Source organism: Providencia vermicola (genome assembly GCF_010748935.1).
In the GTDB taxonomy this organism is placed as follows: Bacteria; Pseudomonadota; Gammaproteobacteria; order Enterobacterales; family Enterobacteriaceae; genus Providencia; species Providencia zhejiangensis.
On sequence record NZ_CP048796.1, the window covers coordinates 487,561 to 505,288 of the forward strand.

Annotated in this window: 16 protein-coding genes; 5 read left to right on the forward strand and 11 right to left on the reverse strand. The window is 41.6% G+C overall.

The window, feature by feature from the left end; translation table 11 throughout:
• Positions 1 to 4 precede the first annotated feature (4 nt).
• The 3 genes from G3341_RS02095 to G3341_RS02105 are packed head-to-tail and all read right to left on the reverse strand — an operon-like array spanning position 5 to position 2,807.
• Positions 5 to 772, reverse strand: coding sequence for an ABC transporter ATP-binding protein (locus tag G3341_RS02095; RefSeq protein ID WP_163860593.1), 768 nt, complete (start codon positions 770 to 772; stop codon positions 5 to 7).
• The gene (locus tag G3341_RS02100; RefSeq protein WP_163860594.1) at positions 769 to 1,773 is read right to left on the reverse strand and encodes a FecCD family ABC transporter permease; all 1,005 of its coding nucleotides are present in this window, start codon (positions 1,771 to 1,773) and stop codon (positions 769 to 771) included. The genes G3341_RS02095 and G3341_RS02100 overlap by 4 nt, the downstream gene beginning before the upstream one ends.
• Positions 1,770 to 2,807, reverse strand: coding sequence for an ABC transporter substrate-binding protein (locus G3341_RS02105; protein ID WP_163860595.1), 1,038 nt, complete (start codon positions 2,805 to 2,807; stop codon positions 1,770 to 1,772). Before G3341_RS02105 ends, G3341_RS02100 begins: the two co-directional genes overlap by 4 nt.
• Positions 2,808 to 3,010: 203 nt before the next feature.
• Between G3341_RS02105 and gntR the strand changes: the two genes are divergently transcribed.
• The 3 genes from gntR (at position 3,011) to gntU (ending at position 6,097) form a co-directional block, all read left to right on the forward strand.
• On the forward strand, positions 3,011 to 4,006 hold the full coding sequence (gene gntR / locus G3341_RS02110) for a gluconate operon transcriptional repressor GntR (protein WP_154621800.1): 996 nt from the start codon (positions 3,011 to 3,013) through the stop codon (positions 4,004 to 4,006).
• Positions 4,007 to 4,199: 193 nt separating this feature from the next.
• Complete coding sequence (gntK, locus tag G3341_RS02115) at positions 4,200 to 4,742, forward strand: gluconokinase (RefSeq protein ID WP_154621801.1); 543 nt, start codon at positions 4,200 to 4,202, stop codon at positions 4,740 to 4,742.
• On the forward strand, positions 4,739 to 6,097 hold the full coding sequence (gene gntU, locus G3341_RS02120; protein ID WP_154621802.1) for a gluconate transporter: 1,359 nt from the start codon (positions 4,739 to 4,741) through the stop codon (positions 6,095 to 6,097). The genes gntK and gntU overlap by 4 nt, the downstream gene beginning before the upstream one ends.
• A 399-nt stretch (positions 6,098 to 6,496) precedes the next feature.
• On the opposite strand, the gene G3341_RS02125 is transcribed toward gntU, so the two are convergent.
• From G3341_RS02125 to G3341_RS02160, 8 genes are all read right to left on the reverse strand, one after another.
• Positions 6,497 to 7,729 carry an SGNH/GDSL hydrolase family protein gene (locus G3341_RS02125; RefSeq protein WP_163860596.1) on the reverse strand — a complete coding sequence of 411 codons (1,233 nt, stop codon included), beginning with the start codon at positions 7,727 to 7,729 and terminating at the stop codon, positions 6,497 to 6,499.
• A complete protein-coding gene (locus G3341_RS02130; RefSeq protein WP_163860597.1) occupies positions 7,680 to 8,867 on the reverse strand; it encodes an SGNH/GDSL hydrolase family protein in 1,188 nt (395 codons plus the stop codon). Before G3341_RS02130 ends, G3341_RS02125 begins: the two co-directional genes overlap by 50 nt.
• The gene (locus tag G3341_RS02135) at positions 8,854 to 10,272 is read right to left on the reverse strand and encodes an MBOAT family O-acyltransferase (RefSeq protein ID WP_154621805.1); all 1,419 of its coding nucleotides are present in this window, start codon (positions 10,270 to 10,272) and stop codon (positions 8,854 to 8,856) included. The genes G3341_RS02130 and G3341_RS02135 overlap by 14 nt, the downstream gene beginning before the upstream one ends.
• 257 nt (positions 10,273 to 10,529) lie before the next feature.
• Entirely contained in the window at positions 10,530 to 11,336 is an 807-nt protein-coding gene (locus tag G3341_RS02140; RefSeq protein WP_154621806.1) for a protein bax, read from the reverse strand.
• A gap of 473 nt (positions 11,337 to 11,809) precedes the next feature.
• A complete protein-coding gene (locus tag G3341_RS02145) occupies positions 11,810 to 12,955 on the reverse strand; it encodes a DUF4056 domain-containing protein (protein WP_163860598.1) in 1,146 nt (381 codons plus the stop codon).
• A complete protein-coding gene (locus G3341_RS02150) occupies positions 12,955 to 14,100 on the reverse strand; it encodes a BamA/TamA family outer membrane protein (protein WP_163860599.1) in 1,146 nt (381 codons plus the stop codon). Before G3341_RS02150 ends, G3341_RS02145 begins: the two co-directional genes overlap by 1 nt.
• Entirely contained in the window at positions 14,100 to 15,101 is a 1,002-nt protein-coding gene (locus G3341_RS02155; protein ID WP_154621809.1) for a hypothetical protein, read from the reverse strand. The genes G3341_RS02150 and G3341_RS02155 overlap by 1 nt, the downstream gene beginning before the upstream one ends.
• Positions 15,102 to 15,302: 201 nt before the next feature.
• Positions 15,303 to 15,485 (reverse strand): hypothetical protein, encoded by a 183-nt coding sequence (locus G3341_RS02160; protein ID WP_154621810.1) that lies wholly within the window; start codon positions 15,483 to 15,485, stop codon positions 15,303 to 15,305.
• Positions 15,486 to 15,721: 236 nt separating this feature from the next.
• Between G3341_RS02160 and G3341_RS02165 the strand changes: the two genes are divergently transcribed.
• On the forward strand, positions 15,722 to 17,182 hold the full coding sequence (locus tag G3341_RS02165) for a DUF4026 domain-containing protein (protein ID WP_154621811.1): 1,461 nt from the start codon (positions 15,722 to 15,724) through the stop codon (positions 17,180 to 17,182).
• Positions 17,183 to 17,265: 83 nt separating this feature from the next.
• The gene (locus G3341_RS02170) at positions 17,266 to 17,721 is read left to right on the forward strand and encodes a regulatory protein RecX (protein ID WP_154621812.1); all 456 of its coding nucleotides are present in this window, start codon (positions 17,266 to 17,268) and stop codon (positions 17,719 to 17,721) included.
• Positions 17,722 to 17,728 lie beyond the last annotated feature (7 nt).

Consider the following 17,728-nt stretch of genomic DNA (forward strand, 5'->3'; position numbering starts at 1 on the left):
GGCCTTAGCAAGTTAAATGAGTAGGAAACTGAAAATGAGTAGCAATACTCTTTTCGTCAGTAGAATAGAGTTTTGCTAAGTTAGTGAGTGTTAACATACTCTGAGCTGAACCTTGTCTTGCTCCATACGCTTTATCAAGCAAAATGACGTTATCGGCGATAGCGGCAGCATGTTGTGGATGATGAGTTGACATGAAAATGGTCATTCCATGCGCTTTTAATTGTTCAACTTGTGTTAACAAACGAATTTGGTTGCCAAAGTCTAAACTCGCGGCGGGTTCATCCATAATCAGCATAATTGGATTTTGGATTAAGGCGCGGGCTATCAATACTAACTGTTTCTCACCACCACTGAGTGTGCAGTATAAACGTGATTCAAGGTGAGCAATGCCCAACTTGTTGAGTTGCTGTAATCCCAGTGCGCGTTCTTTGGCTCTAGGCGCTGAAAATAATGAAATATGAGGGCTGAGTCCCATCATCACCATATCAATAACAGTAAAGGTAAAAGGCGTATCATGTGCTTGAGGTACGTAAGCGATCACTTTGGCGATATCGCTTGATTTATAAGTGCTGAGCGGTTTTTCGTTTAATAAAATACGCCCTTCAATAGCAGGTATAAGTCCTAACAACGTTTTCATTAAGGTTGTTTTACCACAACCATTGGCCCCGAGAAGACATGTTATTGCGCCCGTTTCTAGTGCTAAGCAAAGTTGCGTTAAAATCGCTTGACGATGATAGCCAATAGCCACGTTTTCTAAGGTTATCAGGTTCATTTGACTCTCCGAGTTTGCAACAGGATAGCCAAAAAGAAAGGCGCACCGACAGCCGAGGTTAATATACCAAGGGGCAGTTCAATGGCGGCGATGCTACGTGCTAATGTATCGGTGATAAGTAGCATAATCGCCCCTATAGCCATAGAGGCTGGTAACTGATAGCGAAAGTTAGCGCCTACTATCATTCTAGTGATATGGGGAACGATTAATCCAATCCAACCAATAATTCCCGCAATTGACACTGCACTCGCAGTAATTAAGGTGGCGGAAATAATGAAGACCGCCCTCAGCAAACTGACATTAATACCTAAGCTTTTTGCTTCTTCATCGGAGAGGCTGAGTAAATTCATTCTCCAGCGTAGCAGGAGTAGTGGGATAATGCCCAGCAGCATGATTGGGAAGGCGGAAAGCAGGTCATGTTGTGTGATCGATGAAAGTCCACCTAATAACCAAAAAGTAATCGAAGGCAGTTGTGTATAAGGGTCAGCTAAAATTTTCATAAGAGAGATGGCAGAACCACATAGCGCGCTGATCGCCACACCCACTAAGACGAGGGATAAGATAGGATCATGTTGGCGTGCCATTCGAGCGATCAAGCAGACTAAGGTCACGGCGAGTAAACCGCCGATAAAGGCAGCTAACTGGATATAGACCAATGATTGCCCTAAAAAAATAGCAATGACGGCACCCACCCCTGCGCCAGCAGATACCCCTAATATATCAGGCGAAACCAACGGGTTACGAAACATGCCTTGATAAGCAGCGCCTGCAATGGCTAGCCCGCCACCGATGATGATGGCAGCTAATGTTCGAGGAAAACGAATTTGCCAAAATACAGTAGCAGTACGTGGGTCATCAATCGTTGTGGAAGTACTCAGTTCAGCCATCAATAAATTGAGGAACTGGTTAAATGTTAGTGAATACTTACCACTGTTTAATGCTGTGACAAAACAGATAATAAAAACCACTAAGAGTAGACCCGATATCATTACGCGACTCATGACATTTCCAGCAATTTATCAATTTGGGCGTCAGTCAGAGGTGAGTGATAAAACAGATGGAAAAATTGTTTTATGTCATCACCTATGACTGATTCTACGTGTTGATCAAAATGACTTTGTAAACGGCGCATGCCTAACAAGCGGTTAATGCCAGGAGGGCCATCAATCCAACCAAATGGCAGACCACCAAAAGTCAGCAAATGCTCAGAGGAGACTGCATGCAAGCCTTTCCATAATGTTGAATGCCTAATAAACTCAGCGGCTTCCGGATATTGCGTAATGATAATGTCAGGGTTCCAATCATACAGCTGCTCCATAGAAACTTCAGTTAAACCTTTAAAGTTAGGGATGTCGACAACATTACGTAAACCCAATATTTCTATAGCTTCAGTATGAATCGAGCCTTTAGTACCTGTTTGTAGCCCTTTGGCCCCTCTGGCTAGATAGAAACTAGGCGCATTAGCATGGTGTTTTTCAGCAAAGGTTTTGGCGTCTTGGAGATAATGCTGGGCAACCTCACTTAGTTGTTTGGCAGGTTGCTGAACCTCTAATAATTCACCTAATTGGCGTAACTGCTGTGGTGAATCATGCAGCCCTCCTGCAATCAGCAAATAAGGAATTCCTGTTTGTTTCGCGATTTTTTCGGCTTGAGAACGATAGGTATCGTCAATATTACCAGTGTCTATAATCAATTCGGGGTTATAATCAATCAGCTTTTCTAACGATAATGTGCTACCACGACCCGCTAAGCGTCCGTATATAGGTAAATTTCGCCATTGCTTAGCGAATAAATGAGAATGGCCTTTTTGTAAATTAATTGAAGAAAATCCCACCATTTTTTCAGGTGCTAAAGCGAACAACAGCAGATCAGAAGGCGGACCCGCACTAATGACGCGCTGGATTTTACTTGGCTGGGGGATGACACCAAATAGTGCTTGTTCGACGTGATTATTTCTCTTCCCATAGGCAGGAAAATAATAAAGTGCCATGAACGCTGCACAGGATTTGATAAACTGTCTGCGGTTAATTCCCATAGTATTAAAAATAAGGTTCGTTATATTTATTGGTATATAGCGCGGAAAGTTAGCGAAGTCATACCTTAGAGTCAACCACAAAAGAGACATTAATAGGAAAACTCGACTATTCTGTGATGTAAATCAGTAACAAACATTGCTATCCATAAAAAGATCGCTGAACATAGTCTTAGACATTGCATGTGCTAGAAATATTGGAATATATGAAGAAAAAAAGACCCTCACTACAGGATGTTGCCGACAAAGTCGGTGTCACGAAGATGACCGTTAGCCGCTTTCTACGAAACCCTGAGCAGGTTTCTGAAGTGTTACGTGGTAAAATAGCGCAAGCGGTTGATGAATTAGGCTATATTCCAAATAAGGCACCGGACCTGCTCTCCAATGCAACGAGTCACGCTATTGGTGTGCTATTACCCTCGTTAACTAACCAAGTGTTTGCGGAAGTCATTCGTGGCATTGAAGCTGTGACAGATCGTCATGGGTACCAAACAATGCTTGCGCATTATGGCTATCTCCCCGAAAAAGAAGAAGAGCGCCTCACTTTTTTACTCTCTTATAATATCGATGGGGTCATTTTAGCGGAACGTACCCATACAGAGCGAACGCTCAGGATGTTAAAGACAGCAGGGATCCCTGTCGTTGAAATCATGGATAGCGTTTCTCCATGTCTCGATGTTGCGGTTGGTATTGATAACTTTGAAGCCTCACGACAAATGACGGCGGCAATGTTAACTCGTGGATGCCAACATGTTGTCTATCTCGGAGCCCGCCATGATGAGCGAACTGTGATTCGTTTACAAGGTTATGAGCAAGCTATGCGTGATGCTGGTCTCGAGCCGCGTAATGTGATGACACAGGTGAGCTCTTCTTATTCATTAGGCGCTAAGCTACTTCATGATTGCATACAAAAATACCCTGAAACAGATGGTTTATTTTGTACCAATGATGACTTGGCGATCGGGGCGATCTTTGAATGCCAACGCCTTGGTATTAAAGTGCCGAATGACTTAGCCATCTCAGGCTTCCATGGTCATGATGTTGGCCAAGTGATGACACCGAAATTAGCCAGTATTCTCACCCCTAGAGATAGTATTGGACGTAAAGCGGCCGAAGTCTTACTGGCGCGTATTAATGGTAAAAAGTTACCACAGACGTTATTTGATGTTGGTTTTGAGTTACTACCAGGTGAAAGTATTTAGAATTCAAAAATGATGCATCACATTAGTGAGAGAAGCATCACAGATCTCTTTATTTCCCCATAAAGATAATTGCTAAAAATAACAGCGCTGCCGATAATGTTACTGGTAACTGTTACCGGTAACAATCGAATGTCTACTATCGGTAAACAAAAAAATAAGTACCTTTTATTATTTAACACCTGAGGAGTTTCCAATGAGTGATACCCAAACACAAAATTATACATTTGTTTTCATGGGGGTATCGGGTAGCGGTAAATCGGCAGTCGCGAACGGTGTCGCTCAAAAAACCAATGCGGTTTTTTTAGATGGCGACTTTTTACATCCGAGAGCGAATATTCAGAAAATGTCTTCTGGTCATGCATTAAATGATGAAGACCGTCAGCCTTGGCTTGCCGCATTAAATGACGCTATTTTTGCTATGCAGCGGACTAACCCTATTTCTCTCGTTGTGTGTTCAGCACTGAAGAAGAGTTATCGCGATAGATTAAGAGAGGGAAATAAAAATCTCTATTTTATCTACCTGAAAGGGGATGCAGAGCTCATTGCGGAACGTCTCAAAGTACGTAAAGGTCACTTTTTTAAACCTGAAATGCTAATTTCACAATTTCAGGCATTACAAGAACCTACATTAGAAGAACAGGATGTTCATGTTATTGATATTCGCCCATCTCTCGATGAAGTAATTGAGAATACTTGTACAGCTATTCACCAAATCGTATCTGGAGGCAATCCATGAACCCCCCTGTTGAAGCATTAAGCACGCTCACTTTAGTTCTGACGGCCGTCGGCTCGGTTGTCTTATTATTGTTCCTTGTCATGTATGCACGTTTGCATGCCTTTGTTGCACTGATGATTGTGTCGATTGGTGCAGGGCTATTTTCAGGTATGCCAATTCAAGATATTACGGCAACGATGCAAAAAGGTATGGCAGGAACGTTAGGCTTCTTGGCGATTGTTGTCGCATTGGGTGCCATGTTCGGTAAAATTTTACATGAAACCGGTGCACTCGATCAGGTTGCAACGAAGCTACTGAATTTGTTCGGTGAAAAGCGAGCTCACTACGCAGTTGGTATCGCTGGGTTAATTTGTGCATTACCACTCTTTTTTGACGTTGCCATTGTTCTCTTGATTGGGGTGGTATTTGCAGTGGCAAACCGTACGGGCCATAACGTTGTTCGTATGGCAATTCCTTTATTTGCTGGGGTCGCAGCCGCCGCGGCTTTCTTGTTGCCAGGCCCAACCCCCATGTTGGTGGCTTCGCAAATGGGAGCTGACTATGGTTGGATGATCCTGATTGGCTTGTGTGCGGCAATCCCCGGAATGTTACTTGCGGGCCCTTTATTCGGTAGCTTTATCAGTAAACACGTAACCATCGATATTCCCGCTGATTATCAAGCGCCAAACATGGAACATGGCAAAATGCCTAGTTTTGGCTTTAGCTTGAGTTTAGTCCTGTTTCCGCTGGTTTTGGTGGGTTTAAAGACCATTGGTACCCATTTTGTTGAAAAGGGTTCGAATCTTGAGCATTGGCTAGAGTTTATCGGACATCCATTTACTGCTTTGTTGCTTGCGTGTTTGCTGGCTATCTATGGTTTAGGTTTCCGCTATGGCATGAATAAAGAAAAAGTGATGGAAGTGTGTTCAGCCGCGATTCAACCCGCAGGTATCATCTTATTAGTCACCGGTGCGGGTGGTGTGTTTAAGCAAATACTCGTTGATTCAGGGGTGGGTCCTGCTCTAGGGGATTCATTAATCGGTGCAGGTTTACCGATCGCAGTCGCGTGTTTTGTGCTGGCAGGTGCTGTTCGTGTCATTCAAGGTTCGGCAACCGTGGCGTGTTTAACGACCGTGGGTCTAGTCCTGCCTGTGATTGGTGAATTAGGGTATTCAGGTGCACAGTTAGCCGCGCTTGCGACCTGTATTTCTGGTGGTTCTTTAATCCTCAGCCATGTGAATGACTCTGGTTTCTGGTTATTTGGTAAATTCACCGGCGCAACTGAAGCTCAAACATTGAAGACTTGGACCGTCATGGAAACCATTCTGGGTACGACAGGTGCCATCGTGGGGATGATTTTCTTTGCCTTCTTATAATTTAGATTTCTAAGTAACAGTAACCCGTTCAATTTACTCTGATAGTCAGAGGGGATTGAGCGGGTTTTTGATCGTTAATACCGTCTAGTAAAACGGTAAGCTTGAGCCAGTGCAGTACCGAACTCTGTATTTTGCAGCTCTTCTAACTGACTTTGTAATAGTTCATCCCAATCTTCATTAGGATTGACTATGACGAATAAAGGACGTTAATTTTCTAGTATTCCTCTAATAATCCGCAATTGTTGAGGGCAGGCATCGCGACAGGATAATTATTAGTAAACCTTGATGACTCTTTGCTTAGTTTGAGAGCCTATAGCGACTCTTGAAGGGGGGAACGTGCGATATCTTAAAGGTTGCAATCAAAGATGGCGAGAAAGTTTCTCGCCATCTTTGATTTGATTAGTTTAACATTTGGCTAAGTTGACGATAGAGGCCTTGGGCGCTCTTCTTATAGCCATCGGCAGATAAATGCACGTTATCGGGTCGTGCAAGGTCTTGTGCTGCCCATGAGCGTATTGAACAAGGCCCACCCATAAAGGCTTGCCAATCCCAAAACAGAGCGTTTTCTTGGGCTGCGACAGCTTTTTGGATTTTGATCACATTGGTTAGGTGAACAGGCATTTTCGCTTCGCAGCTCGGCGCATTGCTAAATTTGATGGAATCATTAGGTCCAATCAGCAGAATTACGGCTTCAGGCATACGCTGGCGTATGAGATGAATTTTTTCACGGAGACTTTGCTGATAGGCCACTAAATCCAGATTGTCGTTAAATGCTTCATTGGTCCCATAGGCTAAGACCACCATATCCGGTGACATCTGTGCTAACGTATCCACCCATTGTGGTTGCCATTTATCGAACATATTGATGGTCGCCCCATTAATTCCTATCGCTGATAACATCACGCCAGGATGATTGGCACGTAGCAACCAACCCCCTAATTTAAGATTGTTATCCTTGCTCACCGTCACGTCAGACGGTAGCTGAGTGCTAACAGGGGAAGAAAAACGCCAAGAGTTCCCTGTTGCTGGTAATGCGATAGGAGACGATGAAGCTGGAGAGATGCTCATCTGGCTACCCGAGGTGTTTTGGTACAGAGCCTGTAACTGATACGTCCCATTAGCCACCTGTAATGGCATTAATTGTACAGAGCTCTGTGAAGCCATGGGTAGAGCGATTAAGCCTCCAAGAGGGTAGTCAAATCGTTCATCTTTACGGCTACTGAACAGTTCCCATTGATGCTTATCACTTTTACGATTGATAGTCGCGGTACGCTGTCCGGGTATTGAGATGGCAGGAACAAATCCTGGGCCAGCATCACCATAACGTTGCTGGAACATCGTTCTTAACTCACCACTAAAAAAGTCAGCGGCAGTATGAGAATCGCCAATTTGGACAATATGAACCTGCTGATTACCTTGCTTGAGCTTATTGGCAAACTGCTGGAGATTCGGCTCCCCATTATTGATAAGCTGCCCTTGAACATCCACATTGATGGATGTTCTATGGCCTGCCGAGCCGTGACGTGTCTGCTCTGTATCCTGCTGACAAGATAATAAGCTGAGTGATAACAATGCGATGGCACTAGCTGCCGCTAATTTGGACTTGGCCTGACGCAGTTTGTTTTGCTTCATGAAGAACCTTTTCTTCCTCTTCAAAATGAATTAATGAAAACACTTTTTCCGCAATCGCTTGTTGTCCTTTGGGACTGAAATGGATCCCATCACCACTTCTAAGCTTAATTTTGCTGCTTTCATCGCCGAAATAATCAGAGTAAGTCAGGTCCTTGTATTTAAAGACATCATTGACAGAAAAATAAATTTCGCCATTATTTTTGACTTCGGACTGGTAGAGATCTCTTAGGAACTGCATACCTTCTGATAGGCTCGTTTTACGCATGTTGGGAGGGCCAACCCAAATAACATCAACATGATGTTGGCGCGCTGTCATTAATATATCATTAATGCGTGAACGGTACACCTGCTCCCACATTTCACTTTTAAATTTCACATACTTATAACCCGTATCGGGTGGCATATCCCATGGGTCATTAGGACCGAGAAATACAACTAATACTTTGATTTTAGGGTTTTTATTCAATGTGTCCGCAATCGTTTGTGGCCAATTAAAAAAGCGTGGATAAGCAAGGCCAGTACTTTGCTTACTAAGATTAATGCTATCTATATTATATTTTTTCAATAGCATGTTCTTCACATGTGGTGCGACCCCTTGCATCATTGAGTCGCCCGCAAACAGAACTTGGTCACCTTTTTCTAATTTCGCGATACTTTTGGGGACAATAGGATCGTTTTGCAATACGGTTATTGGACTGACCCCTTCCGTTTGCAACGATGCTCTTTGCTGTTGGCGTTTCAATAGCTCAGGAAAGGTCACTGACAATGATTTTGCAGGATAAATATAACCATTTAGAAAATGTAATCCAACTTGATAACCTTCAGGAAAAACAGCTTTACTGCGAGCAGAAGCATTAGCAAGCGCCTCAGCTTCTTCGACGTCTTTGGCATGCTGCCCCGAAGCGTGGTAGGCAAAGGTACTTCCCGCAGCCAGCGTACCATCATACAAATAAGCACCATAATCCCAAACAGGATGACCTGACATGCCAGCCCAAGGTGGATCTCGATGATATTTTTGTTGCCAGAAGCGTTCTAATGAGGCTTGATTCAGCCAAATTAATAATATTCCTGCTACCAAAACAATAAAAAAGACTTGTCCGGTTTTTATTAGATTTTTTTTAAACTCAGAAGTTAGCATAAATAAATCCCGGCATCCCAGAAGGTGAAAGCATAAACATAATCGTTAGTACAATAGCCAGTGGTATAGGGTAATAATACCAAGCAATATTTTGGTATTTCCTTGCAACATAATGATACGACTGGACGAAATAGGGATAAAGCAACAGTAAAGCCCAAAATGCGACCAATAAACCAATACTTGCCCTAATGGAGGCAATAAGGTCAGGAGAGGCGAACTGTGACACCATCATTAATGCATCATCAAAAGTTTGGCTACGGAAAAATATCCAAGCAAAACAGACAAAATGGAATGTGATGATCCGCGATAATAGCGTTGTGACGGTTTTATTAGGAAAGCTTTTTGTCCACCCTAACTTTTCCATACATAAATTCTTAAGGTTAAGCAGTACGATCCCTAAGCCGTGTATTGCTCCCCAAATGACAAAGGTCATCGCTGCACCATGCCATAGTCCTGAAATTACCATGGCTAAAAAGACATTGGTGTTCATACGGCTGAAGCCTTTTCGATTGCCACCTAATGGAATGTAGATATAGTCGCGAATGAAGGTTGATAGGCTAATGTGCCAGCGAGCCCAAAACTCTTTTAAGTTTGCGGCCATATAAGGGGCATTAAAGTTCACAGGAACGCGGAAACCTAATAGTAAGGCGATACCTGTGACTAAGTTAGTATACCCCGAAAAATTAAAATAGATGTTCCATGCATAAGCATAGGTAGCAACTAAGATTTCGCCTGCCTTGAAACCTGCCGGGGCATCGAACACGGGGTTCACAAAGTTTTCAGATAAATAAGCACTAAAGAGAAACAATTTAACCAGCGCTAATGAAATCAGCAAAATTGCTTTTCTAGCATCGAGTATCTCACGACTCTCTGTTTGGATCTGGGGAATAAAATTTTTAGCGCGGTTGATGGGGCCTGCAACAATACTAGGAAAAAAGCTCAGGTATAGCACAACATCAAAAAAGTCCGCTTTAGGAATTTCTTTACGACATACGGAAACGGTATAGCTTACAGAATGGAATGCATAAAAAGACAGTCCAAGTGGAGCTAATAATTCGATAATAGGCAGCCCGACATTAAGGCCTAATTTATCGAAAGTTTGTTGGAGTGTTTCTTGAAAGAATGAATAGTATTTAAACGCAGTAAAACAACCGATGATGCCAAGCGCGAGGAGTGTAAATACCCATTTGTTGGAAAGCCAATTCGAAACCCAATTAGTGAGAAAATAAATAAAGAGGGTATAGCCGAATAATATATAGGCGAAATCAGGATTAAATGAATAAACAAAAAAATAACTCGCGGTAATTAATAGCCCATTTTGAAGTTTTGCACTAGGCTGGCAACTCCAATAAATGAGGAAAAACACCAAAAAAGAGCCAAGAAACTCGAATGAGAAAAAATTCATATAAGACTCAGGTTGTTAATTATTGTTGTATACTCGTTAAGGCCGAACTGTAGCGTGACTGATAGAGGAGACTCTCGAATCGTCGACATCCACATGTTTTCTCGATCCTTTACCTCGATTGTTTAGCTGCATCTCGAATCATTTGAAGTATAAATGAATATTTACATCATATTAATAATCAGCATTGTTGCAATAAGAAAAAATCCACTTTATAAAAAAGTGGATTTTTAGTAGGAACGTGTACCTGGTGATACAAATTAAATACGATTTGATGCCGTTTTTTGAGCCTGTGTAATCAGTTCTTCATTGCTCACGTACATCTCTTGTAGATAGCGGTTATAAGATGAACCTAACTGTGAATACCCTTTCATATCATTGATAAGTTTTGTTGTATCCAACTCATCTTTTGATAGACGCTGTTTCGCTCTAGACGAACGTAGCGACTCATAAGCATTGTGAGTATTCATGTTCTTCATGTAGGCTGAAACTGTTTCTTCAACAGAATCATATGCGGAATAGCCTTTAATCTTTCCTTGTTTTAGTTGGCAACCGCTGCCACATCTCATACCAAATAGGTTACCATTTTGCTGTGCTAGCTGTGATGTTCCCCAACCTGACTCCGTCGCTGCTTGAGTTGCAACCAAATGGGTAGGCATGATATCAACACGGCTCAATAGCTTATCCCAATTCATTTTATTTGGGGTGGTACAGGTCATACCGTAGCTTTTACAAATTTGAGCAAGACGGCGTAGCTCCTGAGCGCTCCATTTTTTATTCGAGCGAACAGAAAGTAACCATTTACGTTCCGCCATTATTTCTTGATTGACCTTTTCAATCACTGGGACAATCGTTTTTAAAAACGCTTTCTTACGTGGTGTACCGGACGGGTATTTTCGCAAATCAGGCAGAGAGGTTTGAGCCTGATTTGAGCTCTGCACGGCCTTGTGAGAATACTCTTTCTTGAGTGTGGTACTGGTACTTGTTGAGCCGAAACTCAAACCCGAAAATAACAATAACAGTAAGAAAGCGAAGACGGCGTTTGTCCTCATCGTTCGAGAGGGCATTTGCTTCTCCTAATTTCTCTGAACAAAAATCGAGCGAATAGTAGCAGAATAATTTTGGGGGAGCTACTTTTATCCGGCTGACTTTAGTTAAATTACTGTATTGTTTTGTCTGTAAAGTGTATCTTTTATATTTAATTGATTTAAAATCAGTTTTAATTCCTTTTTTTTGTGTTTGATTTGAAATTAATAAATAATGCTAACGTTTATGCGAGTGAAAACATGTTACTTATCCTAAATATGGTCAAAATACATGCAGTTACATGAGTTATTATGGGGTTAATTTGGTTATTTATTAAGCGGTTGATAGCCTATTTTTTAGGCAAAATAAGAAGTTTAACCGTTTGTCAGAAGATGAAGATACAAAAATGTCTCTTTGTGTTGATTCGATATTAAACGAAAAAGTGTGTCGTGTTGAGGAAAGGGTAGGCGAAAAAGTGTTCAATCGTACAATTTCTACCTACCTTTAAAAACGGTCAAAATGATAATATCTGTTGCTGCTGATCTTGTTGTTTTGCTGCTTCAGAGAGCGTTGAAAAATCAGCCACTGTCCAGTATGTCTGCGGAGTCGGTAAGTGTGCCATTTTTGATGTAGGTAATAACCTAAATTGAGCAAGCTCTTGCAAAGAATATCCTTGATATTCATTAGGTAAGCTTAAACGTAAGCTTTCTGTTGGCACCATTTGCAAAGGCATTAAAGGATAGCGGTTATCGCTAGTATCATAATCGCGAGTTAATACGAGGAATTTTTCAGGAACGCGCTGGTAGCTATTCCACCACAATCCATCGACTCTATCGAACATAGCGCGGGTCTGTAGCTTAGTATTGGCACCAAGTTGTTCCAATGCCGTAGGGAGTATATCTTCCATAGATTGGGAAAATAAAGGCAGTGACTGGGCTCTACCTTGTAAGATCAGTGTCATGGATAGGCGAGCGCCGAGTAGATTGGAATATAAATCCTCCGGAGAAAAAGCAGAAATCCCTTCTGAAAAACCGGGCACAGATTGATAGCCATACCATTGGGCTATTTCATGCCAAGCGGCAAGTTGGAATGCGAGCTTTGCAGCTAAGTAAGCACTGAGAGTATATCGCTGTTCGGTGGAAACCGGTGGTGTAAACGGCTTAAAAACAATTTGCCTGCTAGCGAGTTCGTCACTTAATTTGAGCGTCCAGCTTTCACCGAGCCTTGGATAAATTTGGCTAAACAAAAAGATGGTATAGTCAGCAGTGTCTCTAACATGGGAAATATCAATGAATCCCCCTTTATCCGTGTATAAAAGGCCCACTTTTTCATCACTGACGCCCATTAGTGCGGCGGTAGCACCTAAGAAGCTATCATTGTAATGATGTTCACCTAATTTATCGGCTTCAACAATATTATCGATAGTGTAGAAAGGAACTGGGATCCCCCAAAGTTGTGCTTGCAGGTCATAGCCAAAAGCGCAACAGGCGCGTAAACCTTGAGGTGGTTCTAAAGGCTCAAGGACAGGCCATGACTGTGACGCAAATTCATGAGTATCACTATTAAGTTCAGGTGATACAGCTGCAAGTTTAGAAGGTGCACTATTTTGACAGGCTGTGAGCAACAGAATACCAATAGTGACTATTAATGGTTTCAGCATTAAAACGCTTCCCCTACTTGGAAATAGAAACCTGTGCTATTACGGCCGACACCAAAGTCGAGGCGTACATTCATTCTAGGTTTGAATTCAAATCGATAGCCGACACCGACAGTCGGCAGCCAATGGCCTTCACCTAATTCAGATGGACTGTCACTCATCGTTCCAGTACCGAGCCAACCAACGACACCATGACGCCAATCAAGTTTATGCCGTAGTTCTAATTGGGTCGTAAAAATGTTGTTATCTCGATAGCGCCCTTCGTAATAGCCTCGCATACGATTCGTGTTACCTAATAAAGAGAGTTGATTCCACGGTACTTCACCAGTGGTAAATCGTGCGTAGTTATCAAGTGCAATGACGGTTTTTTCTGTTATCTCATGATAATAAGCATACTGTAGTTGTGTACTCTGAAAACGCGTATCGCTGCCTAGGCTAGGGGAAAAATAGGTATAGATGGCTTCAAAAGTCTGCCCGTGGTGAGCGTTAGGTAAGAAATCGCGTGTATCATAGCTAAAATAAGCACTGATACCTGAGTTGATCACTGAACGACCCCCAATAGCTTGCTGAAAATAGCGTTTAGCACCTTCATCAGGAGCACTCGCATTAATAGAGGAGAACTGCCAACCTAATCCCACATAGGTAGCATCTGCCAGACGATATAGCGCTTGGGGCGTTATTTGGAATTCTTGGGAATGATACTTTTCTTTATTATGGTCATTTTTTCCCGCGGCATACCCCTTCCCCCAATAATAAGTAGGGATGTTATTTAAAGTACCTGAAATAAATAATCGCCACTGGTCGTGGTCGATAAAATTATAATTGGTGAAATTAACGCCAAATGCGCCAGTAGAGGAAGCAAATCCACTTAAACCAACAGAGGAGGGCTGAGTCGTTTTATCGTCTTTATCGATGCGATATAAACCAACGAGTGCAGTACCAATTCCTACGCCCATTTCTGGCGTATAAAATGGACCGGGTAATATGCCCCAGTCGATGGTTTTGCTTTCATCAAAACTATTTGAGCCACCGAGTTGGTTTAACCAAACATCGATTTTTTGCCGATCAGGCAATAACTCCGCTTGAATGGGTAGGGTAATAAAAAGGCTGAGCAGTGTCAGCCTTTGCAAATATTGTTGCTGGAGCATTAAAAACGGAACTCACCTGAAATATAGAAGCTATTACGGTTATTGAAACCAATTTCAGTTAACACATTAAAGTGACGTGTTAGTTCGACACGCGCCCCTACCGTGTTATTCCATTTATGGGCAAGGTGCTGTTTGACATCGAATTTCATGTCATTAGGCGCTAATGCCATAAATTTACTTAACTCGGGAGGGAGATTAAGTTTGCTGACATCCCCTTTAAAACGTTGGGTAATATCTTGGTACATAGCACCCGTCCAAACTTGAATTTTTGTATTTCCTTGACCACTGATCAGAGGATCAAAAATAAACTCATAACCAATACGTGGGGTAATGACTAGGGCTGAAATATTACCATCTAAAATATCTAGGTTTGTTCTAGTATAGTTAGCATCTAGAGTTGTAAAGAATTGGTTATAGCCCCCAGCAAAGGTCACGCCACCACCATAGGTTTTCCCTTCATAATCTAATTCGAATGGTAAATCTTTACCAATAGGGATAATCCAATCTTTACCCCAAGGCAATTTCATGCGCGCTTCTACGTTATTTAGATTGGTTTTTGATGTTCCCTTTGTTTTTCCATAAAGACCGTATACATTCATAAAAGGGAATACCCATGCATCAAGCTTTAATACATGAGATTCATTTTTACTACGGGTATGTCCGGTTTCGATATGAAGCATTTTTTCTAAATCCATATTGGAATTAGAAATAAAACCGATTTTATCCACCACAACATCTTGGCGCAGGTTCATATAGCCGTAGCTCACACCAAAAGGCTCTGGGATATCATAACCGCGAGCGCGTGCTTCATCTCCCCAAATAGGCAATACACGAGATTCGCTAGAAGATGAGCGAGTAATACCGCCTTCGCTGTTATTTTGTGGAACGCCAGACTCACTCATGGTGACGGAAAAAAGTGGACGGTCACTATCTGCAAAGCTGACTGGAATAGAAAAGCAGCAAGAGAGTAGCAACGCTTTGCTAAGTTGAATGCGTGTCATAAATGGACTCTACATTGAAATAAACAAGAGAAAACACATCAATAAAAGATGAGTTCAAGTTTAGCATAATAAGTTAATTAATAGATGGCGTTAAATGCTGTGTTTTATGGAAATAAGGGTTTAATTCGATATTTTTTGATTAAAGTTAAGAAGTAATAAAAGAAGTATTTAAGATCACTTCTTTTATTACCCATTTTGTTGTTATTTTTGCTTACTTTGATGGAAATGGACACGTTCATGGAAATAGGCTTTTAAGTGATCTTCCATTTGATGCACTTTCTGCTCAAGCGCATTGATGAGCACGTCATCATTATTCATGTCATAAACACGTTCCATCGCCAATTGGTCAACGTATTTTTTCTGCTCTTTAGTGAGTTCTGCCATATTTAATATCCATTATTCAGCCCAATTAAAGCGGAGCTACGGTTAGAGAATTACGTTAAGGCTATTGTGCCTGAGTGATCTTTGATTGCAAAGTACAATAACACTTTGTTCGATAGTGACTATTTTAAAATGTACAGGCAAATATTTTAATATGAATTCGTTAAGATTATTCACAATATAAATGGCTAGACTAAGCTGCTATCCTTGGGCGAGTAAACAAATTATAGGCTTATATAATGAATAATAAACAACAATACCTCGATATCGCTGCCGGTAACGGTGAAAAAGAAGCTTCTTCAATGGTGGCAATTCCTGCTTCAGAATTAACACTCGCGCGTCTAGAACAACGTTTAGAAGAGCAAAACTATTTTACTGATGGAGAGATTGACTACATACCTGAAAGTGAAGGGGAATTTTTCTTTACCTGTAAGCAAGGCGAGGAAGAGCTACGTTTTTATATTTCTCTGGTGGATAGTGACCCTGAATATGTCATTAATCCTTATTTCTCTACAGATCCAATCAGCCCGGAGTTATATGCTGAGGCGAGTGCCGCGCCACAAGCCGTTATCGTTGAATGCCTATTTCAAGATCAGCCTTTAGTGAGTTACTTACAACAGCTAAGAATTATACAGATATTAGTTCCCGACTTATTGTTAGGACTTGATTTGTCCGCGGCGGGTAAGGTCTTTACCCGCGAGTGGCTGAATTTCCAATTGCTTGATGATTTGATGCCAAGCATTGATTCTTTATATGTCGTTCATGCCATCTATGATACTGATGAAATTGAAGAACAATCGGCTGAAGAACGTGGGCCAACAATGTATTGGTTCCACACTCATGGTCTTGCGCGCTGTGGGTTATCGGAAGCGGAAATTATTATCCCACATCCTATCGCGTCTTATTACGGTATTCCTGAGCTGTTCTGGAGTTTTGTTAACAATAGTATTACGCATGGCAAAATTGTGTTTAATGAGCCAATTTTTATTGGTCAAACACAAAGTGGTTACGAATATTTAGTGGCACTACCGTTTGAAGAAGGTTTACAACATGTAGGGCAATCAACGCCAATTGATAATTTGAAACCGCTTGAAGAGATGAATTATGACTTTGGTGACGCGGCGTCAAAACGGTTTATGGGCGATTGGAATGATCGCGATGAATCCCATCAACACCCATCTGTTATGTTATTTAGAGTCACACAAGAAGAGCCAGTTCTAGAAAGCTTCTTTAAAGGTTTTGAAGATCAAAATGCGATGATGTTTATGCGTACTGATGAAGAAACCGCGGATATGTCTCGTAAAGCAAAATTACGTTGGGAATATTTTACCCATATGCTCGATAATTATGGGCCAAAACCGGTTGTACAAAAGAAAGGTTTTCTATCTAAACTGCTTGGAAAATCAGAAGAGCAAGACGAGAGCGAATGGCGTTTCTTAGTGAAGTGTGGAATTGGCTATCGTGATGAAGAAGAAGACTATGAAGGTCATGAGCATATGTGGTTTGAGCCCGTGTCTTGGAATGGTGATCACTTTGAAGGTCGTTTGATCAATCATCCTTTCTATGTGCAGACGATGCAAGAAGGAGAGGTTTATCCGCTTACGCGTGATGATATCACTGATTGGACTATCTACTATCAAGATGGTAACTACACACCTGATACGATTTATAAATTACTTTCGGGTGCTCAAGTTCACTAAGACGCCACTTAACTGCATTTCGAATGCATTAGCATATAGAATGGGTACATTAGGTGCCCATTTTTTATTGTTGAGTATTATCTATGACTGAATCTGAATTATATCAATATGCACTATTTATGCTTTCTCGTCGCGATTATGGAACAGAGGAGCTAAATGCGCGTATGAAACGTCGTATGTATGAAAAGAATGAAGGGATTGTTGATGAAACGCTGATTGAACGAGTGATTGCGCGTCTGAGTGAACAACATTTTCTTGATGATACTCGAGTGCTGGAACTGCATTTTCAAAGTTATATCCGTAAAGGTTATGGACCGCTGCGTATTAAACAAGAGTTACGACAAAAAGGGTTTGCTGCTACTTTGATTGACCAACAATTTGAGAATACGGATGTTGATTGGTTTGAACTTGCGGCGACAGTACGTCGTAAAAAATTTAGTGATGATATTCCGAGTGATTTTAAAGAAAAAAGTAAACAGATTCGTTATTTACAATATCGTGGCTTTTCGGGTGACATGATTTTTGAGCAGTTTCGCTAAAAATTTT

Bases quoted from the DNA above. Each gene is read 5' to 3' on its own strand.
- G3341_RS02150 (WP_163860599.1), bottom strand. From the start codon at position 14,100: ATGCTCCAGCAACAATATTTGCAAAGGCTGACACTGCTCAGCCTTTTT.
- G3341_RS02145 (WP_163860598.1), bottom strand. From the start codon at position 12,955: ATGCTGAAACCATTAATAGTCACTATTGGTATTCTGTTGCTCACAGCC.
- G3341_RS02125 (WP_163860596.1), bottom strand. From the start codon at position 7,729: ATGAAGCAAAACAAACTGCGTCAGGCCAAGTCCAAATTAGCGGCAGCT.
- G3341_RS02155 (WP_154621809.1), bottom strand. From the start codon at position 15,101: ATGACACGCATTCAACTTAGCAAAGCGTTGCTACTCTCTTGCTGCTTT.
- G3341_RS02170 (WP_154621812.1), top strand. From the start codon at position 17,266: ATGACTGAATCTGAATTATATCAATATGCACTATTTATGCTTTCTCGT.
- gntU (WP_154621802.1), top strand. From the start codon at position 4,739: ATGAACCCCCCTGTTGAAGCATTAAGCACGCTCACTTTAGTTCTGACG.
- G3341_RS02160 (WP_154621810.1), bottom strand. From the start codon at position 15,485: ATGGCAGAACTCACTAAAGAGCAGAAAAAATACGTTGACCAATTGGCG.
- G3341_RS02165 (WP_154621811.1), top strand. From the start codon at position 15,722: ATGAATAATAAACAACAATACCTCGATATCGCTGCCGGTAACGGTGAA.
- G3341_RS02140 (WP_154621806.1), bottom strand. From the start codon at position 11,336: ATGCCCTCTCGAACGATGAGGACAAACGCCGTCTTCGCTTTCTTACTG.
- gntK (WP_154621801.1), top strand. From the start codon at position 4,200: ATGAGTGATACCCAAACACAAAATTATACATTTGTTTTCATGGGGGTA.
- gntR (WP_154621800.1), top strand. From the start codon at position 3,011: ATGAAGAAAAAAAGACCCTCACTACAGGATGTTGCCGACAAAGTCGGT.
- G3341_RS02105 (WP_163860595.1), bottom strand. From the start codon at position 2,807: ATGGGAATTAACCGCAGACAGTTTATCAAATCCTGTGCAGCGTTCATG.
- G3341_RS02095 (WP_163860593.1), bottom strand. From the start codon at position 772: ATGAACCTGATAACCTTAGAAAACGTGGCTATTGGCTATCATCGTCAA.
- G3341_RS02100 (WP_163860594.1), bottom strand. From the start codon at position 1,773: ATGAGTCGCGTAATGATATCGGGTCTACTCTTAGTGGTTTTTATTATC.
- G3341_RS02135 (WP_154621805.1), bottom strand. From the start codon at position 10,272: ATGAATTTTTTCTCATTCGAGTTTCTTGGCTCTTTTTTGGTGTTTTTC.
- G3341_RS02130 (WP_163860597.1), bottom strand. From the start codon at position 8,867: ATGCTAACTTCTGAGTTTAAAAAAAATCTAATAAAAACCGGACAAGTC.